We start from the raw sequence: 16,667 nt of genomic DNA, 5'->3' as shown, positions 1-16,667 counted from the left end.
CAAACGAATGTCTGAACAAATCACGCACAAATTGAGTGGTTTTTATATTACTTTAAACATGTAAAGTATATATATGTTTAAAGTATCCGAGACCTAACCCCATGATAAACATCGTTGACAGGCAAAAAGAAGAAAGAACTGCGCCCATTTTGCGATTAGGTTTTCGTCCATTGTTTTTACTCGCAGGCGTTTATGCAGTGCTAACGATTGTTCTTTGGAGCTGGATGTTTACGCAAGGACAAGCCAATCTGCCTTTGCAAGTTCCCGCAATCTGGTGGCATGCCCATGAAATGCTGTTTGGCGTAGCGATTGCCGTTGTTGCAGGTTTTCTTTTGACCGCCGTGCAGACATGGACAGGGATAAAAGGTACCTCGGGGTTTAGGTTGGCCCTTATTGTGGGACTGTGGATCACACCACGGGTGTTGTTCTGGACAGAGGCACCTTTAGCGTTAATTGCCGTCGTGGATGCTGCTTTCCTCCTTTTTGTTGGTGTTGAAGTTGGGTATCGCGTTATCGCGGCGAAGCGCTGGAGAAATCTTTTCTTCATTCCCATGCTGCTGATTGCGCTAGTGGCAAACCTTACCAGTTACGCCACGATAAAAGGCATGCCACCCTTTGGTGCCAATGCATTATGGCAAGCCATGATTTGGTGGTTCATGTTGCTCATTTCCATCATGGGAGGGCGCGTAATTCCGTTTTTTACGGCTAAACGTTATGGACTAGAAACGAAAAAGCCCATTGTTTGGTTGGAAGTCTGTGCAAATTTACCACTGATTTTATTGGCAATTTTGAGTTTCTTCCCACTGATACCTACGTGGTTTACAGTGACATTCATGACCATTGCAGGTACAGCGCAAGCCGTGCGTCTTTATCGTTGGAACGGCTTTAAATCGCGCTCGGAACCGTTGGTGTGGAGTTTACATGCATTTTATTTTGCGTTGCCATTGGGCTTACTTCTGAAGGCTGCGTTTGTCAGCAATGCTTGGGTTTCGCATACCCTAATGCATTTAATCGCAATGGGTGCGCTGAGCGGTGTCATTCTCGCGATGATTGCGCGAGTGACCTTAGGGCATACGGGTCGTGCAATTTACCAACAGCCAAGCTTCGCATTTGGTTTCATCGCATTGCTTCTTGCTACTGCCATTCGCGTTGCTGGGCCGATATTTTATCCTGCTTACCTTCAAGAGTGAGTGATACTCGCGATGGTAGGTTGGTGTATCGCTTTCGGTGCCTTTGTGTTTCGCTTCGGTCCGATGCTCGCACGTCCGCGAGCAGACGGCCATCCAGGTTGACGTTCATGCGCAAATCTTCCTACTCAATACGGTAAAAGTGTTTTTCTGTCTCATACTGTTAATAAGCAGACGAGGGAGGAGCCATGTGTCGATGGTTAGCGTACCAGGGTAAACCCTGTTTTTTGGAAGAAATGCTGTTGCGACCCAATCATTCTTTGGTAACGCAGAGTATGGAAGCAACAAAAGCAGTGACCTCAGTCAATGCGGATGGTTTTGGTGCGGCTTGGTACGGAGAAAAAAACTCACCAGCGTTATACCGAGAGGTGCTTCCTGCATGGTCTGATGCAAACTTAAGGTCGATCGCAGAGCATACAAAGTCGCATCGGTTTATGGCACATGTCCGCGCATCGACGGGAACCAATACATCGAGAGAGAACTGCCATCCATTCAACGTGGAAAATTGGCTGTTTATGCACAATGGACAAATTCCGGAATTCGAAACAGTGCGTTATAGTCTAGAGCGCCAATTAGAAGAGCGGTATTATTTAGAACGCACTGGCACAACAGACAGCGAGCTTATCTTTCTATTGCTTTTGCAATATGGGTTGGCGCGTGATCCTCAATCTGCGCTCAAACGGGTTTTTTCGGATATTGAAGATGAAATGTTATCAAGAGGGTTAAAAGAACCGTTTAAAGCATTTCTGTGTTTCAGTAATGGATTGCAGTTTTGGGGATTACGTTACGCGACTTTTGGCCCTCCGCCCACCATGTTCATTAAACAGGTAGATAGCGGCGTTGTACTGGCTTCGGAGCCCTATGAAATGGAGAGAGAAGGTTGGCAAGCAGTGCCTTCACAAAGCTTGGTTGAGCTGGTGGGTGAAAGCGTAGAAATCACGCAGTTTACCTTGGAAGAAAGGGCGGCATAACCGCCCAAAGAACAGTTATACAGCCATTTCTAGCGGGTGATAGTCTAACCACGCTGTATCATAAAGAGATCTTGATTCACCTCTCAGTCTTTCAATTTTAGCCTGCTCCCATTCACTCAAATCACGTTGCTCAACATTCGCAAGACGTTCAATACGTTGTATTTGCTCGTAAATGTGGTGCTCTTCACCATTTTTGATCGCAGCGATCGCTTTTAAGTGTAACTGGACTTCTGCAACAAGATTGGTTTCAGGCAAGGTGACAAGGACTTTCACGTCACGATAGCCGGATGGGCGGGGGGAGTGGAAACGATTAATGACTTCCTGTGTTTTTGTTGCCGATGCAAGTTTGTCAAAAGCGTTGTTAAGGTCCGCGATAGAATCTGTTTCGATGGTTACGCGGACAATGTCAGTAAGTTTGGATGCATCGCCTTTCAGCTCTCCAGCGACTTTCTCAGCCGCACGTTGCTCACCTTTAATACCTGGTGTCAGCATCGTACCGTTCACTTGGGATGCAATATCAGAGGCTAAGGTTTCCAGCTCTTCTTGAGCGAGGGGCGCGACGTTATAAAGTTCGGTAAGGTCTGTGTATGGTTGTTCTAAATGTTGAGCCCTAAAAGAAGAAATGCTCATGAGTTCGGACAGTGCGGCTTGTTGCGTTGCTTTAGGTTGCTGATAGTGAAAGCTCTGGCTATTTGTCGACGGTTTTACCTCGACAGATTCGGCATTCGCAGGAATGCGAATGACCAGAATTGGAACGATAATCAGCACCTTAAACATTCTTCCCATTTCGTTACCTCTGGTGTTGTCTGGGGAGTGCCCACAAGCTTATATTACTGGTGGTGCATGAATGTTAACTGAATGAAAGACTTAAGTTCTGGCTTAACCTCTCAATCGCGAATTTCAAGGTTTGGTATAGATCAAATATTCAAAATAAATCTCTAAAAGTCACTATTAAGACAGTGAAAAAGGTTGTTATTTGGTATTGGGGTAAATTTACAGACTGTTTTGATTTGAGATTTTCGCAGGAATGTCGTTAACTGAAAGTGATATCTGTAGTCGGTGCTTTTTACCCAAAAGACGCCGATCTAAGGCCAATATGGAGGACTTACCATGTACCATCCAGATTACCTTATGCAGCTTTGTCATATCAGCGACCAGGCCGTAAAGGAACTCGAACCGACGTTTGACGCTCTGCCCAACACACCCTACGCAGACGGTAAATATCGATTAAGACGCTATTCCATCGTGCGTTGCCATGATGGGAGTGTTCGCCAAATGCCCCACCACACATTTATGCAAGTAGAATCTATCAACCACCATCAAGGCGGTGTTGTTAGGGAGTTTGAGGAATTGTCTGAGTCTGTCATTCAATCTGAAGGGTTGTATGAACTTTGCCAATTGTTCAAAGATAACAATGAACTTGAAGATCAGCAGGATATAGAAATTCACCAAATGCGTGTGATAACCCTTGATGACATGACACCTGTTTCTCCTGAAGGTGTTCACCAAGATGGTTTTGATCATATTGCTATCGCAGCGATTGGGCGAGATAACGTCCAAGGCGGTGAAATCCTTGTATATAAAGACAAAACCGAAAAGCCTTTCTTTTCATTGGCAATGAATGAGGGGGAAGTGGCTTTGTTGGATGATCATGCTGTTTGGCACAATGCTAATCCTATTCGCGCTATCAACCCCAATGAAAAAGGGCATATCGATCTCTTCGTTTTGACAGCTCGCGAGCATTAATTTTAAAGTGCCAGCGATTTAGCGGTTCGCTGGCGTTCTTTACATACATGTTGTGTCTTTTCTTACGCCGCTTTCGTCTATGCTCTGATAGAACCGAATATAATTCCCAAACTAAAACGATTACAAATGGAACGTTTCATGAAAGCGAACTTGCTTGCTGCTTCGCTGGCAATGGCGTGTGTATTTTCAACGCACGCAGCAGTGGCAAACACTGACCTTACAGAGTCAGATACTGGCGATAACAATATTTCTGAGCTTAGAAAAAAGCACAGTGAAAACTGGGGTATTGCCGCGACGATGCGATCTGCCACAATTCCGTATACAGAAGGCGGTAGCCAAAATGTTCAAAGCTTTGTACCCATGATGTTTTATGAAGATGAAGCATTTTTTATTCATGGTATTGAAGGTGGATTGAGACTGTGGGAGCAGGGTGATTGGCGATTGAATACCGTTCTGCGGATGCGATTTATCGATTTACCGAGAGAAGTACAAAATGACATTGGTGGCGACACAGGGGATTTTGGTTTCCAGCTGAAAAAGAAGTGGGGAGAGGGCTGGTATACAGATCTCGATCTTCTTTCGGATAAAGATTATCGATTTCATGGGGTCGCGACCTTGGGAAGACAAATCCAAGGTAAGGATTTCGACCTTAATGCAACCGTGTCAGCAATCTATAAAGAGGCCGACTTCAATAGTTTCTATTACGGCCTTTCTGAATATCGCGATGAAGGCGTTAGATTGGGCGCTGGCGTTGATTTTAAGGCAGGTATCAGCGGTCGATATCATGTTTACTCCAACCTCTATTTACTGGGTGGTGCGTATGCAACCTATTTTGATTCTAACGTCCGGCATTCCCCTACGATTGATGAAAGCTGGGAAGGTGAAGTCTTTGCAGGTTTCGGCTTCTTTAATGATAACCGGGTCAGTGGTAGAAGAGAGATATCTACCCGCCCGTACTTGAGGGTGGCGCATGGGTGGGCAACGCCTTCTAACATCGGTGAAATTATTGCTGGCGATATAGAAAGTGATCCTTATAACAATCAATTGACATCCGTGTTTTACGGACATCCTCTGACAGATGAGCTATTTGGCATCCCGCTGGATATTTATCTTACGCCCGGTATTGTTTGGCATTGGCAGTCAGACGTTCAATCATCCAGTGCGGAAATCGTCATGGCTATTAAGGCCTACTACACCATTGATTGGCCAACCAAATGGCGAAAATGGCGAATTGGTGTGGCTGAAGGTCTTTCATACGTAAATCACATCACCTACGTTGAGCAGACGGAGTTGGATGACAAAGGTTACGAGCCAAGTCATTTACTCAATTACATTGACTTGTCTGTCGACGTGAATCTGGGTGATCTGTTTGGGAAACCTGCGTGGGATAGGGCGTGGTTAGGGTATTCGATACATCACCGTTCGGCAATTTTTGAGAAGGCCAGCCAGTTCGGTCGAATCAAAGGTGGCAGCAACTACAACACCATATACTTGCAATTCGAATTTTAGTGTATACCCCAGAAACCAGTATTTTCTGGCTGTTTGGGTAAAGAAAAGGAGCGTGATGCGCTCCTTTTCCTTTTAAGCGATACCCAAGGCTCTCGCGTAGCTTGGGTATATCAGGCCGGTAGCTTATGTATAAGGCAGGTAGCCTGTAAAGCCGACAATCTTCCAACCGTTCGGTGTCTTTTTAAGGTAGTAAAGAGTTTGCCATTTGAGTACTTCGGGTGTTTTACCAACCACCTGAATAGTGCCATCGAATTGTTTACGTGCGATGGCTTTGCCATCTTTAATCTCGATTTGTTCTAGCGTGGTGAGCTTATGAACTGCGTCTGCTAAAGGCTCTGCATATTCTGTTTCTACGTTCGCCTTTGCCGCTTCTAACCAAGAGTCGCGATAATTTTCGAAGAGAGAGAATGCCAGATTCCAATTACCTGGGTCACTGTCGAACCCCGCATTGACGGCAAAGAATTCGTCTTCAAGAAAATCATTTTCCACCATTGACCAGTCTGCTTTCGTATAGGCGAGAATGTCTTTGGCGACTAACATATCCCAAATTTCGGCGCGATCTGCATCCGAATCTTTAAAAGGGTTAGGCTTTATCACTGAATGCTCCAGATGTACGTTATATCTACTTAACCGAGATTTACCTTCCCGTGGCTCAACATAAAACGGGAAATAATGAGAAAAGTGAATGACGAAAAGGTCAGGGTGAGACAGGGATCGTACTAAATAAAAAAAGGACTTCATTCGAAGTCCTTGAAAGCAGCGAAAAATGTGGAGCGAATACAACGAGCAGGTAAATATTAAGAAACCAGTGCCACGAGCTCTTTAGAGGCTTTCGCCATGGATGCTTGTGCCGACTCGTCTCCCATTGCCAGCGCTTCACTGTAAACAAACTGCACGTCTGTGATGCCGACAAAACCCAAAACGGTGCTTAAATGGCCGACAACATGGTCAGTGGCTGAGTCTTTATGCATGCCACCACGCGTGGTGATGACAATCGCTTTCTTGTTTGTAAGTAAGCCTTGGGGACCATTCTCTGTGTAGGAAAAGGTGACACCTGCACGGGCAATCAGGTCAATCCAATTCTTCAGTTGAGTAGGAATGCTGAAGTTATACATAGGAGCAGCAATAACCAGCGTATCACTCGCCTGAATTTCGTTGATCAGTTGATCTGACAGCGCGAGAGCTTGCTGCTGACGCGGCGTGAGATTATCGCCACCACGCAAGCCCATGGCGATTTCGCCGTCTAAAACAGGAATAGGTTGTGCGGCCAAGTCACGCTCGATGATTGATGATTCGTGACCAAATGCCTGAACCATTCCATCTATCAATTTTGAAGACGATGAGTAGTCGCCAAGGATGCTTGATTTTAAAATCAGTACGTTAGCCATAAGATGCTCCAAAAAAACGTGTAATTAGATTTTTAACTTGGAACAAACTATAGGTGTTTGGAATTACACTAAAAAGCGGAAAAAACTGCATTGCTTGTTCGAAAAATTTGAACGACTGACAGGGGAGGGGTATGTGGTATACAAAAAAGGCTTCCAACCGGAAGCCTTTTAACGAGAACTTAGCGCATTAACCGCACTTAGAGTCACCGCAGTTCAGACAGGTTTGACAACCGTCTTTCACAATCACTGCTTTATTGTGGCACTTGTAGCAAAGGGTCGCACTTGGTGGGAAGCCTGTGTTTACAGGTTCTTCTTCTTTTTTCTCTTCTTTTACCGCGTTTTCAGCGCGTTTCGCTTCTAGGAACGCTTTCTGGTGCTTGTCCATTTCTGGGTTGTTCAGCATACCGATTTCCATCAGATGCTGTTCAATCACGTTGCCGATTTCAGCAATCAGAGAAGGGACGTATTTACCTTTGTTCCAGTAACCGCCTTTCGGGTCGAATACTGAACGCAGTTCTTCAACCAGGAACGTACAGTCGCCACCTTTACGGAATACTGCCGAGATGATGCGAGTTAGCGCAACGATCCACTGGTAGTGCTCAAGGCTCTTGCTGTTGATGAAGATTTCAAACGGACGACGCACTTCATGGTCTGTGCCTTCGTTCAGTACAACATCGTTGATGGTAATGAACAGAGAGTGCTCAGAAACGTGCTCTGGCGTTTTCAGCTTGTAAGTGGTGCCAAGCAGGATCTCTGGACGAGGCATCTCTTCATGCATGGTTTCCAGTTGAGGCGCTTCTTCAACCGGTGCAACAGGGGCTGCCTGAACTGCGTCTTTGCTCTTTACTTTATAAGCAACGATTTTGCTTTCAATTTTACGTGTCATAACGAGTTACTTCTTTTTCACAGAAGACCGCGGAAAGCGGCCTTCTTTTATAAACGTTATCTACAGTTAGAATTTACCGTAGTAGCCTTCTTTCAATGCGTCGTAAAGGTTCGCAGCCGAGTGGAGTTCACCATCGTACTCGATCTTCTCGTTACCTTTCGCTTCAAAAGTAGAACCATCTTCCAGCGTGAATACGTAAGTTGTATTTTCCAGATCTTCTTCTTTAACCAGAACACCCTGGAATACTTCTGGGTTAAAGCGGAAGGTAGTGCAACCTTTCAAACCCTTGTCGTACGCGTCCATGTAAATGTTTTTGAACTCTTCAAACGGGAAGTCAGTTGGAACGTTCGCTGTCTTCGAGATGGAAGAGTCGATCCAGCGTTGAGCCGCTGCTTGAACTTCAACATGCTGGCTTGGTGTAATGTCATCCGCAGTGATGAAGTACTCAGGCAACTGTTCGTCTTCTTTGGTGCTGTATGGCATCGCTTTTTGATTGATCAATTCGCGATAAGCCAGCAGTTCAAAGCTGAATACGTCTACGCTTTCTTTCGATTTCTTTCCGGGCTTAATTACGTTACGCGTGTAGTGGTGCGCAAAGCTAGGCTCGATACCGTTACTCGCGTTGTTCGCCAGTGACAGAGAAATCGTACCAGTTGGTGCAATTGAACTGTGGTGCGTGAAGCGGCCACCCGTTGCAACCAGCTTCTCAATCAGGTCTGGACGTACTTCGCCGATTTGTTGCATGTAGCGGCTGTATTTCGCGTGAAGGATTTTACCTTTCACTTTGTCGCCCAATTTGATGCCATCTTTCGCCATTTCTGGGCGTAGACGCATCATCTTCGGTGTAACGACAAAATCAGTATCCATCACAGGTGCTGCACCTTTCTCTTCTGCAAGAGCAATCGCTTGTTCCCAGCCAGTGATAGCCATTTCCTGAGAAACTTGCTCAGTGAAAGCGATAGACGCTGCGCTGCCGTATTTGTGACGAAGCATAGTTAGGGTGGAACCCAGACCGAGGAAACCCATGCCGTGACGACGTTTGGTTTCAATTTCTTCACGCTGTTTCGCCAGCGGCAATTGGTTGATCTCAACCACGTTGTCGAGCATACGTGTGAAGATAGAAACGACTTTGCGGTACATTTCCCAATCAAAACGTGCATTTTCAGTGAACGGGTCGCGAACGAATTTAGTCAGGTTTACTGAACCCAGCAAGCATGCGCCATATGGAGGCAGAGGTTGCTCACCACATGGGTTAGTTGCACGAATGTCTTCACAGAACCAGTTGTTGTTCATCTGGTTTACTTTGTCGATAAGGATGAAGCCTGGCTCTGCGTAGTCGTAAGTAGACGACATAATCACACTCCACAGGTTACGTGCTGGCATGGTGCGGTAAATCTTACACGCAACACGGCCTTTTTCGTCTTCAACCAAACCGTCTTTGCTCGGCCAGTCGCCCCAAACGATCGTTTCGTCGTTTTGTAAGTCTGTGCCGTCTTGACGAGCTTCTTTTGCAGTCACAGGGAAGATCAACTGCCATTCGCCGTCGTTCTTCACCGCTTCAATGAATTCTTCGGTGATCAGCAGCGACAGGTTGAACTGACGCAGACGACCATCTTCACGTTTCGCGCGGATGAACTCCATCACATCGGGGTGACGAATATCCATGGTACCCATTTGTGCACCACGACGACCGCCAGCTGACGACACGGTGAAGCACATTTTGTCGTAGATATCCATAAATGACAGAGGGCCAGAGGTGTAAGCACCTGCGCCAGATACGAATGCGCCACGAGGACGTAGTGTTGAGAAGTCGTAGCCGATACCACAGCCAGCTTTAAGGGTCAGGCCTGCTTCGTGAACTTTACCCAGAATGTCATCCATTGAATCTTCAATGGTGCCACTTACGGTACAGTTAATGGTAGATGTTGCAGGCTTATGCTCGAAAGCACCAGCATTGGACGTAATACGACCCGCTGGGATAGCACCATGACGAAGTGCCCACAAAAACTCTTGATACCATTTGTCTTGCGCAGACTTGTTTTCTAGGTCTGCAAGCGCACGAGCTACGCGCTTGAAAGTGTCATCGAGCGTCACATCGACTGCGTCACCGTGCTTGCTCTTCAGGCGGTATTTACTGTCCCAAATTTCCATAGACGTGTCTTGGTAAGGAATTGCGAGCACGCCTGTGGATTCGATATCAGAAGCTGACTTGGTTTTAGCCATTATAAATTGCACCTCAAATGTAATGCCGTCTGGTTGAGCGAAAGCCACTATGTTGTGGCTCTTTTTGGCAGGGCGCAGATCAAACCACTATATGGTGTGATCTTCAAGTCTTGACAAACACTCTTTTTGCGAGAAATTTCACTTATCTTTACAGGATAGTGTGTTGCTCATTTTAAAGCTCTCAAAATGCAACTCAATCCTAAGGATTAGACGCATTATTAACCAAAGCGATCAAATCAGAAACACTCAGATAAAAACGAAAAAAAAGTCGTTGCGTTGATCGTTAGCATCCCTATAATGCAGCCCCGTAGACAGAGATACCTCTGGATCACTCAAAGGCGCGTTGGCAGAGTGGCTATGCAGCGGATTGCAAATCCGTGGACCTCGGTTCGACTCCGGGACGCGCCTCCATTTTTCTTCATATTCTTACTTATCCCCATACTTTTCAATGCACGTACGTTATTACGTCGAGGTGCCCTTGATAGTTTTGCGTTTAAAACACGCGACCACGATATACGTCTTAGAATTCCATTTTTAATGCATCCGTTTTTCCGGCGAAATGTTGGAAGAAGTCGCTTTTTATTCAAATGGTTACACCTTGCTCATACCGTGATGCTTGCCCGACGCTACCTCACAATTTTAACTAAAACTCTCACCTGTCTCATTGGTAGCCATTCCCTTATCACATTTTTTCAATACACTGTGCGACGCCTTTGATGTGCGTCTACTATCACTAGATAGTCTTTGTGAAGAAGACAAAGCGGAAGACGCAAAAGGTGACTGCTAAAGGAACGCCAGCGCAGTATCAAATCAGCATTGAGAACTGTGAAATAAAAAGATTTGAGGGAAGGCGCGAATGTATTTATTTATGCTAGATGTCGATGGCACATTGATCGACAGTTACGATTTTGACTCAGAGTGCTTTCGGTCAGCGGTAGAAAAAGTCTTGGAGATCGAGTTTGCAGACTGGGAGCATTTCACCAATGTCACAGACGTTGGTATCCTTGAAGAACTCATCGGCCAGCAAGGTCTGCGCAATGAAAGAATGCGTATCTTACGAGAAGTAAAATCGCTGTTCTTACAAAAATCACGTAGCTACATTGCATCAAACAGTCATGAGTTGGCTGCAACGCCAGGTGCCATTGCGTTTGTCAACGATATGAAAACACATTCCAATGTTGTTCTGGCTATCGCGACAGGTGGTTGGGAAGAATCCGCCAAAATGAAACTCCGTGCAGCAGGATTTGATATTAGCGGTGTTAGCTTTGCTTCTTGCTCCGATGCAATGACGAGAAGTGAAATCATGGCACTCGCGGCGTTTCGTGCCAAACAAGACACAGGTGCTATGTTCAACCGTCGTGTTTACTTTGGTGACGGTGAGTGGGACAAGATGGCAACCAATACGTTGGGCTATGAATTTGTCGCGGTGGGTAACAAGGTTAAGCATCACACGCGCATCCCGAACTTCGTCCACTACGATGCTATTTTCGGCAAGCTTGGCCTGTCTGATATGATTAATGCTAAGTCTGCTTAATTAACGATCTAAACAATAAAAACAGCACCTTTAAGGTGCTGTTTTTCGTTCAGTATAGTGCAAAGGTAACGTCTTCTAAGCGTTTGCCTGCTTACTAGAATCTGGCAATACACGACGTTTTAGTGCATCAAAGTACAGCTTGGTCTCATCTGCAACGACATGACGGAGAATGATCAGACCAATTAGGTTCGGTACAGCCATCAGACCATTCACGATATCTGCAATCAGCCAAATCATATCAAGCTTAATAAAGGCACCAGAAAGAACTAGCGCAATGAAGACAATCTTATAGGCGATGACAGCGCGCTGACCAAACAGGTACACCACACATCGTTCACCATAATAGTTCCAGCCAAGAATTGTCGTGAATGCGAAGAACATTAAGCCAACCGCAACAACCATTGGACCAAAACTTGGATTCAGACCCAATGAGAAGGCTTCCGTTGTCATCTTGGCACCTTCGATTTCCATTGACCACACGCCGGTCAATACCAGTGCAAGGCCCGTCATTGAACAGATAATAATGGTGTCGAGGAACGTACCCACCATCGAAATCAAGCCTTGGCGCACACATGAATTGGTTTGTGCTGATGCTGCTGCCATTGGGGCACTGCCCAGACCGGATTCATTGGAGAACACGCCGCGAGCAACACCTGATTGGATAGCAAGCATTATGCTGGCTCCAACAAAGCCACCCGTCGCCGCGGTACTTGTGAATGCAGACTCGACGATCAAACTGATGGCTGAAGGGATTGCACTTGCGTTATTGACCAAAATTGCGATGCATGCAGTGACGTAGATAACTGTCATCGTAGGCACGATTTTGCTCGCCATACCTGAGATGGATTTGATACCACCGATTGTCACGGCTGCAACCAGAAGTGTCAGGACAATTGCCGTGATTTCTTTCGGTACGTTAAACGCAATATGGCTTGCATCGACAATCGCGTTTACCTGAGGAAAAGTGCCGATACCAAAGCATGCAACACCAATCGTGAAGAAGGCGAACAGCTTCGCTAACCACTTTTGGCCGGCCCCTTTTTCAAGATAAAGCATCGGTCCACCGAGCATGTTACCGTTGGCATCCTTTTCACGGTATTTCACGGCTAGCAAGCATTCCGCATACTTTGTTGCCATACCGAATAGTGCGGCCATCCACATCCAAAAGAGAGCGCCCGGCCCACCGAGCTTGATAGCGGTAGCAACACCAACGATGTTACCTGTGCCTATCGTCGCAGATAGCGCCGTACAAAGTGCTGCAAAACTGGATACATCGCCTTTGCCTTTCACGCCATCTTCTTTTTTGAAAATGTAGATAAGGGCCAATGGCAACTTAAATATTTGGATAGCACCGAGTCGGAAGGTGAAATAGATACCTGTCCCTACCAGCAGTAGTAGGAGGGGGGGACCCCAAACAAGGTTGTCGATAGTTTGAAGAAAGTTATAAATAGGTTGGTTCATGATTCCCCCTTTAATGCCAAACTTTCGTGAGAAAGTGATGAAAGCTTGGGCTTAAATTAAAAGGAGGAGAATAGCTGCGAAAAGCAGCACTAAAGCGTGCGCTTTACTGCAGTTATCTCCTCTGTCCTTTTGCCTGAGAGTTTCACTCATAAACAGCCAATGTTTGGGCTAATGAGCTTGCTCCTTCGGCGGGTAAGTCTGGCTTACCTCTCTCCAGAGATCCCTCCCGCAACTGTCCTTACTCAAACACTAAATACAGTGTTAATGAGTGCCTGAAAGATTTACTTCTTCGGCGGATGGCAAATGCCATCTCTCTCCAGCAGCGTTCATCGGGTCATCAAATTTTCACAAGTATCATAGATCACGTTTTTAAGAATGCAATAAAAAATAGCAATTTGGAGGTGAAAGTGAATTGAAAGGGCTGTTTGTGTGCGAAATGTATACAGGCTTGTTTTGCATATGATCGTAATTCTTTGCGTAATAACAAAAATTAGACAATTTACGCAGCGGTAACAGGGGTTTATGACTATCTTAAATATGAGATTGGGGTTTCAACGTCTGCTCTACCGTGTACGACAAGAACATTTAAGTTCTCTGTTACTTCGCCGATATATCGTTATCTGCTTTTTTAATTGATTTTACATGACCACATTTAATGAACTCTTAGGCACGAAATCCAATGATTCTGATGCCGTTATTAAGCAGCGCTACAAACTGCTGTCACTTCGAGTTCACCCTGATAAGGGCGGCTCAAAAGCATTGATGCAATTGGTTCGCCATGCCTATGAAAACGTTGCTAAGGGAAAGGGCGAAAGCTTACTGACGATACCGGCTTCAGCGTCTGTACGTGAAGGTGGTGTGCTTGAGCAGGAAGTCCACAAAGCACGACGCGAACGTGATGAGTTGAATGCACTCAATCAATTGCTCAAAACGCAATTGGCACATGCACAGGCAAAAAACAAAAAGACGCCTGCGGGTAATACGGCTGAATATGAGCGAAAAATCGCAATGTTAGAAGGTGAGCTTGTTCTCCTTAAAGATGAGCGAAACAGATTAAAAGCACAAAAAGAAGAAGCGAAGAGTGAGAGCATCAAACTCGCGGCAGATCTCAGGCGCGCACTGTCAGAAAATGAGGTTCTCGAAACGGAACTGGACAACACGCCTCGTTTGCAAATAGCGGGCTTTGGCCTATGGATTAAACGTGCAGCAATGCCATTTATAGTGACGGCGTCACTTTTTGCGATAGGTGTGTATGGTGCTAATAATGTGGATTGGGTCTCGGTGAAATCGTGGTTTGTTACCAGCCCACCGCCGCCGCCAGCTCCGGCACTCAAAGTGGTTCATGCCGTTAAAAAAGCGCAAGAAGCGGATGTTAAAGTAGAACAAGAGAATGTGCAGGTTTCTGATGTCTTTGACGCCGAGAAAATGCCATTTATACAGCTGACCAATGTGTCTGGAAGTTGGTCACTCGCAGCATATACAGAGTCTGAGCGCCCCTATATTGCCATTCGAAGTGAAAATGGCTCATACATAGTGAATGACTGCAGTGGCGCGTTTACCTTGTATCTCAACGAGCAATACAAACCATTGAGAGTCGCTGCAAATCTTATCTATATGCACCAGAACCAACATTTTTACGTATATGAAATTCCCTATGGACAAGGGTCTTCGCCAGAGAGTTGGTTGCAAAGCCGTCGTTTGAAAATTAACGAGGAATATTTCACCAGTGATGATTTTCGAACGCACTACAACTCGCTGCTCAAGCAATGTCGAAATATCAGCGAGTTTTGAGCAAAAAATCGTATTTAGTTTTAAGCTTATGAATATGCGAGGGAAATGATCCTGTATGTCTATGCTTGAAAACCACTACATGCTTCACCAATTTTCACCTGTGAGGGTGGATGTCCCATCTGGCGTGCTGAGTCGGCAATCGCTGGTAGTGAGTGACTGTGTCAGCGTGAAGGGGCTAGTGACGGGGATAGGGATCCCTGCGTGGTCTGATGGCAATGAACCCGCTAAATTCGATGCGCATGTGATTCAGATGCTGCTGATGTCAGGCTGCAAAATGATCGGTAAAGCTCAGGTCGACGATTTCGGCACGAGTGTTAGCGGACAAAACCCATTCATGGCGACATTAAGCAATCCTACAGCAAAAGGAGCGCGACTCGGTGGGTCATCATCCGGCATTGCGCTTGCTTTGGCGAAGGAGCAAGCGACACTAGGTATCGGGAATGATTGTTGCGGCGGGGTGCTTATTCCCGCTTCCTTTTGCAACTTGTTTGGTTACAGGCCTTCTCAGGGGATGATAGATCTCCGAGGTGTTGCGGCGTTATCACCCTCATTTGATGCCGTAGGGATCATGGCGAAGAAGTTATCCACACTTCAGCAGGTTGCTGAAAAGTGTTGGACTAAACCGCCAAGAGCGGTTCAATTTAAAGGCATTAAATACGCGTCTTCATTGTTTCAAGAGCTACTGCCGATTGAAGCCATGTTGGAGTGGGAAGTCGCGATGTCTACCAACGAGGTACCTAGAAAAGATATTTCTAATTTCAGTAAGCTCATTTTGACGCAAGCGCACAATATTCATACAACCATATTAGGAAGGGAGATCGACCTAGAGTATGGGCAATGGTTAGATCACTATAAGCCGAAATTTTCAGAAGAAACCGTAGCGTTTTTGAAGAAAATTCGAGGGAAGAGTTTTAAGGAATTTGTCGAGACGAAGAAAAAACGCGAACTCTTCACTGAATCATTGAGAGGCTTGTTTTCAAATGGCGAGCTTCTAATGATCCCAACCACACCGGGGCAAGCACCGCAAGCCAATGATGTCGACGACACCTTTTTACTCAATCAACGAAGACTTTACTCGATTGCTGAAGTCGCGGGTTTTGCTCAACTGACGTTGCCAGCAGTTAATGTGAACGGTTCACCAATGGGTGTTTCATTATTAGCATTACCTGGGGAAGACAGGCTACTTTTCGAAGCTGCGGCTCGATGGTTTATGTGATATCCACCTTTCATTTTTCATTTCAAATCCCTACCTACATTTTACTGATGCTTCCTCTGAATTCTGTTTACTGACTAGCTTATAACGTCGTGATGTGCAATAGGAAATCAGGCTGAAAAGGGGATTCTTTTCGTACTATTTTTCGTTTTGAAACGACTTGCGTTATCGCCATTAGGTCAAGAAAAATTTAAAATTTCGACAAATCGGACTTAACTCTTTGTTATTAAGTTATATTTTAGGTTTGGTCTTGCCTGTGACCTATTCACAGATTCTGTGGATAACTAGGTGAATTACATGAGTGAAAACAAACTTAAGTTATTGAATAATAGGATATATTTCTGGTGTTTTTTGTTTGCTCATTACCTCTGTATTCGATAAGTATTCTTGAAAGGCAACGATTCCTGTAGCCCGCTGTAGCGCGCCTCGCGATATGAACAACAAAGCCTAGCAAATTGCGCACAACTGTAAGTGCTCAAAATGCTAGGCTTAAATGGCGTTTAAAGAATGTTTAACTTTGTAGCCACCCAACTGGGTAGTTAAGAATCTCATCGAAGTCCGTTAGTGCTTCAATTTCTTTCTTCATAGTGCGCTGTCTATCGTGGATCGCAAAACCAAGTTCAGCGATAGCAATCTTCACCTGTTTCAACTCTTCAAGTGTCATACCTTCATGATCTACGTTATTAGCATCAGTCCAATATGGCGGCATCACCGCTGTCAGTAATGTTGAATCGATACGCAAACGAGCACCGAGCCCT

13 protein-coding genes, 1 tRNA gene, 1 pseudogene and 1 riboswitch are annotated in these 16,667 nt (G+C 45.5%); of the genes and pseudogenes, 8 read left to right on the top strand and 7 right to left on the bottom strand.

All coding sequences use genetic code 11. The features are described from left to right. Positions 1 to 101: 101 nt before the first annotated feature. Together B5D35_RS13240 and B5D35_RS13235 are read left to right on the top strand one after the other, a co-directional pair. Positions 102 to 1,292, top strand: a pseudogene (locus B5D35_RS13240) (NnrS family protein). Positions 1,293 to 1,375: 83 nt separating this feature from the next. Further along, entirely contained in the window at positions 1,376 to 2,158 is a 783-nt protein-coding gene (locus B5D35_RS13235; RefSeq protein WP_078753037.1) for a class II glutamine amidotransferase, read from the top strand. Between the two features lie 15 nt (positions 2,159 to 2,173). Here the strand turns inward: B5D35_RS13235 and B5D35_RS13230 are convergent, their stop codons facing one another. After that, positions 2,174 to 2,944: a nucleotidyltransferase family protein gene (locus B5D35_RS13230; RefSeq protein ID WP_170915178.1), complete on the bottom strand. Its 771-nt coding sequence runs from the start codon at positions 2,942 to 2,944 to the stop codon at positions 2,174 to 2,176. Between the two features lie 324 nt (positions 2,945 to 3,268). Here B5D35_RS13230 and B5D35_RS13225 point away from each other — a divergent pair, with 324 nt between their 5' ends. Together B5D35_RS13225 and B5D35_RS13220 are read left to right on the top strand one after the other, a co-directional pair. Then, positions 3,269 to 3,904, top strand: coding sequence for a 2OG-Fe dioxygenase family protein (locus tag B5D35_RS13225; protein ID WP_078753035.1), 636 nt, complete (start codon positions 3,269 to 3,271; stop codon positions 3,902 to 3,904). Between the two features lie 138 nt (positions 3,905 to 4,042). Next, positions 4,043 to 5,413, top strand: coding sequence for a MipA/OmpV family protein (locus B5D35_RS13220; RefSeq protein WP_078753034.1), 1,371 nt, complete (start codon positions 4,043 to 4,045; stop codon positions 5,411 to 5,413). 123 nt (positions 5,414 to 5,536) lie between these two features. On the opposite strand, the gene B5D35_RS13215 is transcribed toward B5D35_RS13220, so the two are convergent. From B5D35_RS13215 to B5D35_RS13200, 4 genes are all read right to left on the bottom strand, one after another. Beyond that, positions 5,537 to 6,010, bottom strand: a complete 474-nt coding sequence (locus B5D35_RS13215) for a hypothetical protein (RefSeq protein ID WP_078753033.1) — start codon at positions 6,008 to 6,010, stop codon at positions 5,537 to 5,539. Positions 6,011 to 6,210: 200 nt separating this feature from the next. Then, positions 6,211 to 6,801 (bottom strand): FMN-dependent NADH-azoreductase, encoded by a 591-nt coding sequence (locus tag B5D35_RS13210; protein WP_078753032.1) that lies wholly within the window; start codon positions 6,799 to 6,801, stop codon positions 6,211 to 6,213. A gap of 187 nt (positions 6,802 to 6,988) precedes the next feature. Beyond that, entirely contained in the window at positions 6,989 to 7,687 is a 699-nt protein-coding gene (locus tag B5D35_RS13205) for a TSCPD domain-containing protein (RefSeq protein WP_078753031.1), read from the bottom strand. 66 nt (positions 7,688 to 7,753) lie between these two features. Beyond that, complete coding sequence (locus tag B5D35_RS13200; protein WP_078753065.1) at positions 7,754 to 9,910, bottom strand: adenosylcobalamin-dependent ribonucleoside-diphosphate reductase; 2,157 nt, start codon at positions 9,908 to 9,910, stop codon at positions 7,754 to 7,756. Between the two features lie 337 nt (positions 9,911 to 10,247). On the opposite strand from B5D35_RS13200, the gene B5D35_RS13195 reads away from it, so the two are divergent. Both B5D35_RS13195 and B5D35_RS13190 read left to right on the top strand, forming a co-directional pair. Beyond that, positions 10,248 to 10,321 (top strand) — tRNA-Cys (locus B5D35_RS13195). 445 nt (positions 10,322 to 10,766) lie between these two features. After that, positions 10,767 to 11,444 (top strand): HAD family hydrolase, encoded by a 678-nt coding sequence (locus tag B5D35_RS13190; protein WP_078753030.1) that lies wholly within the window; start codon positions 10,767 to 10,769, stop codon positions 11,442 to 11,444. Positions 11,445 to 11,519: 75 nt separating this feature from the next. On the opposite strand, the gene B5D35_RS13185 is transcribed toward B5D35_RS13190, so the two are convergent. Continuing rightward, positions 11,520 to 12,905, bottom strand: coding sequence for an alanine/glycine:cation symporter family protein (locus B5D35_RS13185; RefSeq protein WP_078753029.1), 1,386 nt, complete (start codon positions 12,903 to 12,905; stop codon positions 11,520 to 11,522). Positions 12,906 to 13,016: 111 nt separating this feature from the next. Continuing rightward, positions 13,017 to 13,132: riboswitch (glycine riboswitch) on the bottom strand. A 415-nt stretch (positions 13,133 to 13,547) separates the two neighbouring features. Between B5D35_RS13185 and B5D35_RS13180 the strand changes: the two genes are divergently transcribed. Together B5D35_RS13180 and B5D35_RS13175 are read left to right on the top strand one after the other, a co-directional pair. Beyond that, the gene (locus B5D35_RS13180; RefSeq protein WP_078753028.1) at positions 13,548 to 14,696 is read left to right on the top strand and encodes a hypothetical protein; all 1,149 of its coding nucleotides are present in this window, start codon (positions 13,548 to 13,550) and stop codon (positions 14,694 to 14,696) included. Positions 14,697 to 14,751: 55 nt separating this feature from the next. Beyond that, entirely contained in the window at positions 14,752 to 15,912 is a 1,161-nt protein-coding gene (locus B5D35_RS13175) for an amidase family protein (protein ID WP_244556590.1), read from the top strand. Between the two features lie 508 nt (positions 15,913 to 16,420). Here the strand turns inward: B5D35_RS13175 and B5D35_RS13170 are convergent. Then, positions 16,421 to 16,667, bottom strand: a 247-nt coding sequence (locus B5D35_RS13170) for a DUF4376 domain-containing protein (RefSeq protein WP_212567543.1), incomplete at its 5' end; no start/stop codon positions are given.

It is taken from the genome of Enterovibrio nigricans DSM 22720, assembly GCF_900167155.1.
Lineage (GTDB): Bacteria > Pseudomonadota > Gammaproteobacteria > Enterobacterales > Vibrionaceae > Enterovibrio > Enterovibrio nigricans.
The sequence above is the reverse complement of the archived record's forward strand: the minus strand, read 5'-3'. Positions and strand labels throughout refer to the sequence as shown.

Coding starts and splice junctions, on each gene's coding strand:
- B5D35_RS13235 (WP_078753037.1), top strand. CDS start 1,376: ATGTGTCGATGGTTAGCGTACCAGGGTAAACCCTGTTTTTTGGAAGAA.
- B5D35_RS13230 (WP_170915178.1), bottom strand. CDS start 2,944: ATGGGAAGAATGTTTAAGGTGCTGATTATCGTTCCAATTCTGGTCATT.
- B5D35_RS13225 (WP_078753035.1), top strand. CDS start 3,269: ATGTACCATCCAGATTACCTTATGCAGCTTTGTCATATCAGCGACCAG.
- B5D35_RS13220 (WP_078753034.1), top strand. CDS start 4,043: ATGAAAGCGAACTTGCTTGCTGCTTCGCTGGCAATGGCGTGTGTATTT.
- B5D35_RS13210 (WP_078753032.1), bottom strand. CDS start 6,801: ATGGCTAACGTACTGATTTTAAAATCAAGCATCCTTGGCGACTACTCA.
- B5D35_RS13205 (WP_078753031.1), bottom strand. CDS start 7,687: ATGACACGTAAAATTGAAAGCAAAATCGTTGCTTATAAAGTAAAGAGC.
- B5D35_RS13200 (WP_078753065.1), bottom strand. CDS start 9,910: ATGGCTAAAACCAAGTCAGCTTCTGATATCGAATCCACAGGCGTGCTC.
- B5D35_RS13190 (WP_078753030.1), top strand. CDS start 10,767: ATGTATTTATTTATGCTAGATGTCGATGGCACATTGATCGACAGTTAC.
- B5D35_RS13185 (WP_078753029.1), bottom strand. CDS start 12,905: ATGAACCAACCTATTTATAACTTTCTTCAAACTATCGACAACCTTGTT.
- B5D35_RS13180 (WP_078753028.1), top strand. CDS start 13,548: ATGACCACATTTAATGAACTCTTAGGCACGAAATCCAATGATTCTGAT.
- B5D35_RS13175 (WP_244556590.1), top strand. CDS start 14,752: ATGTCTATGCTTGAAAACCACTACATGCTTCACCAATTTTCACCTGTG.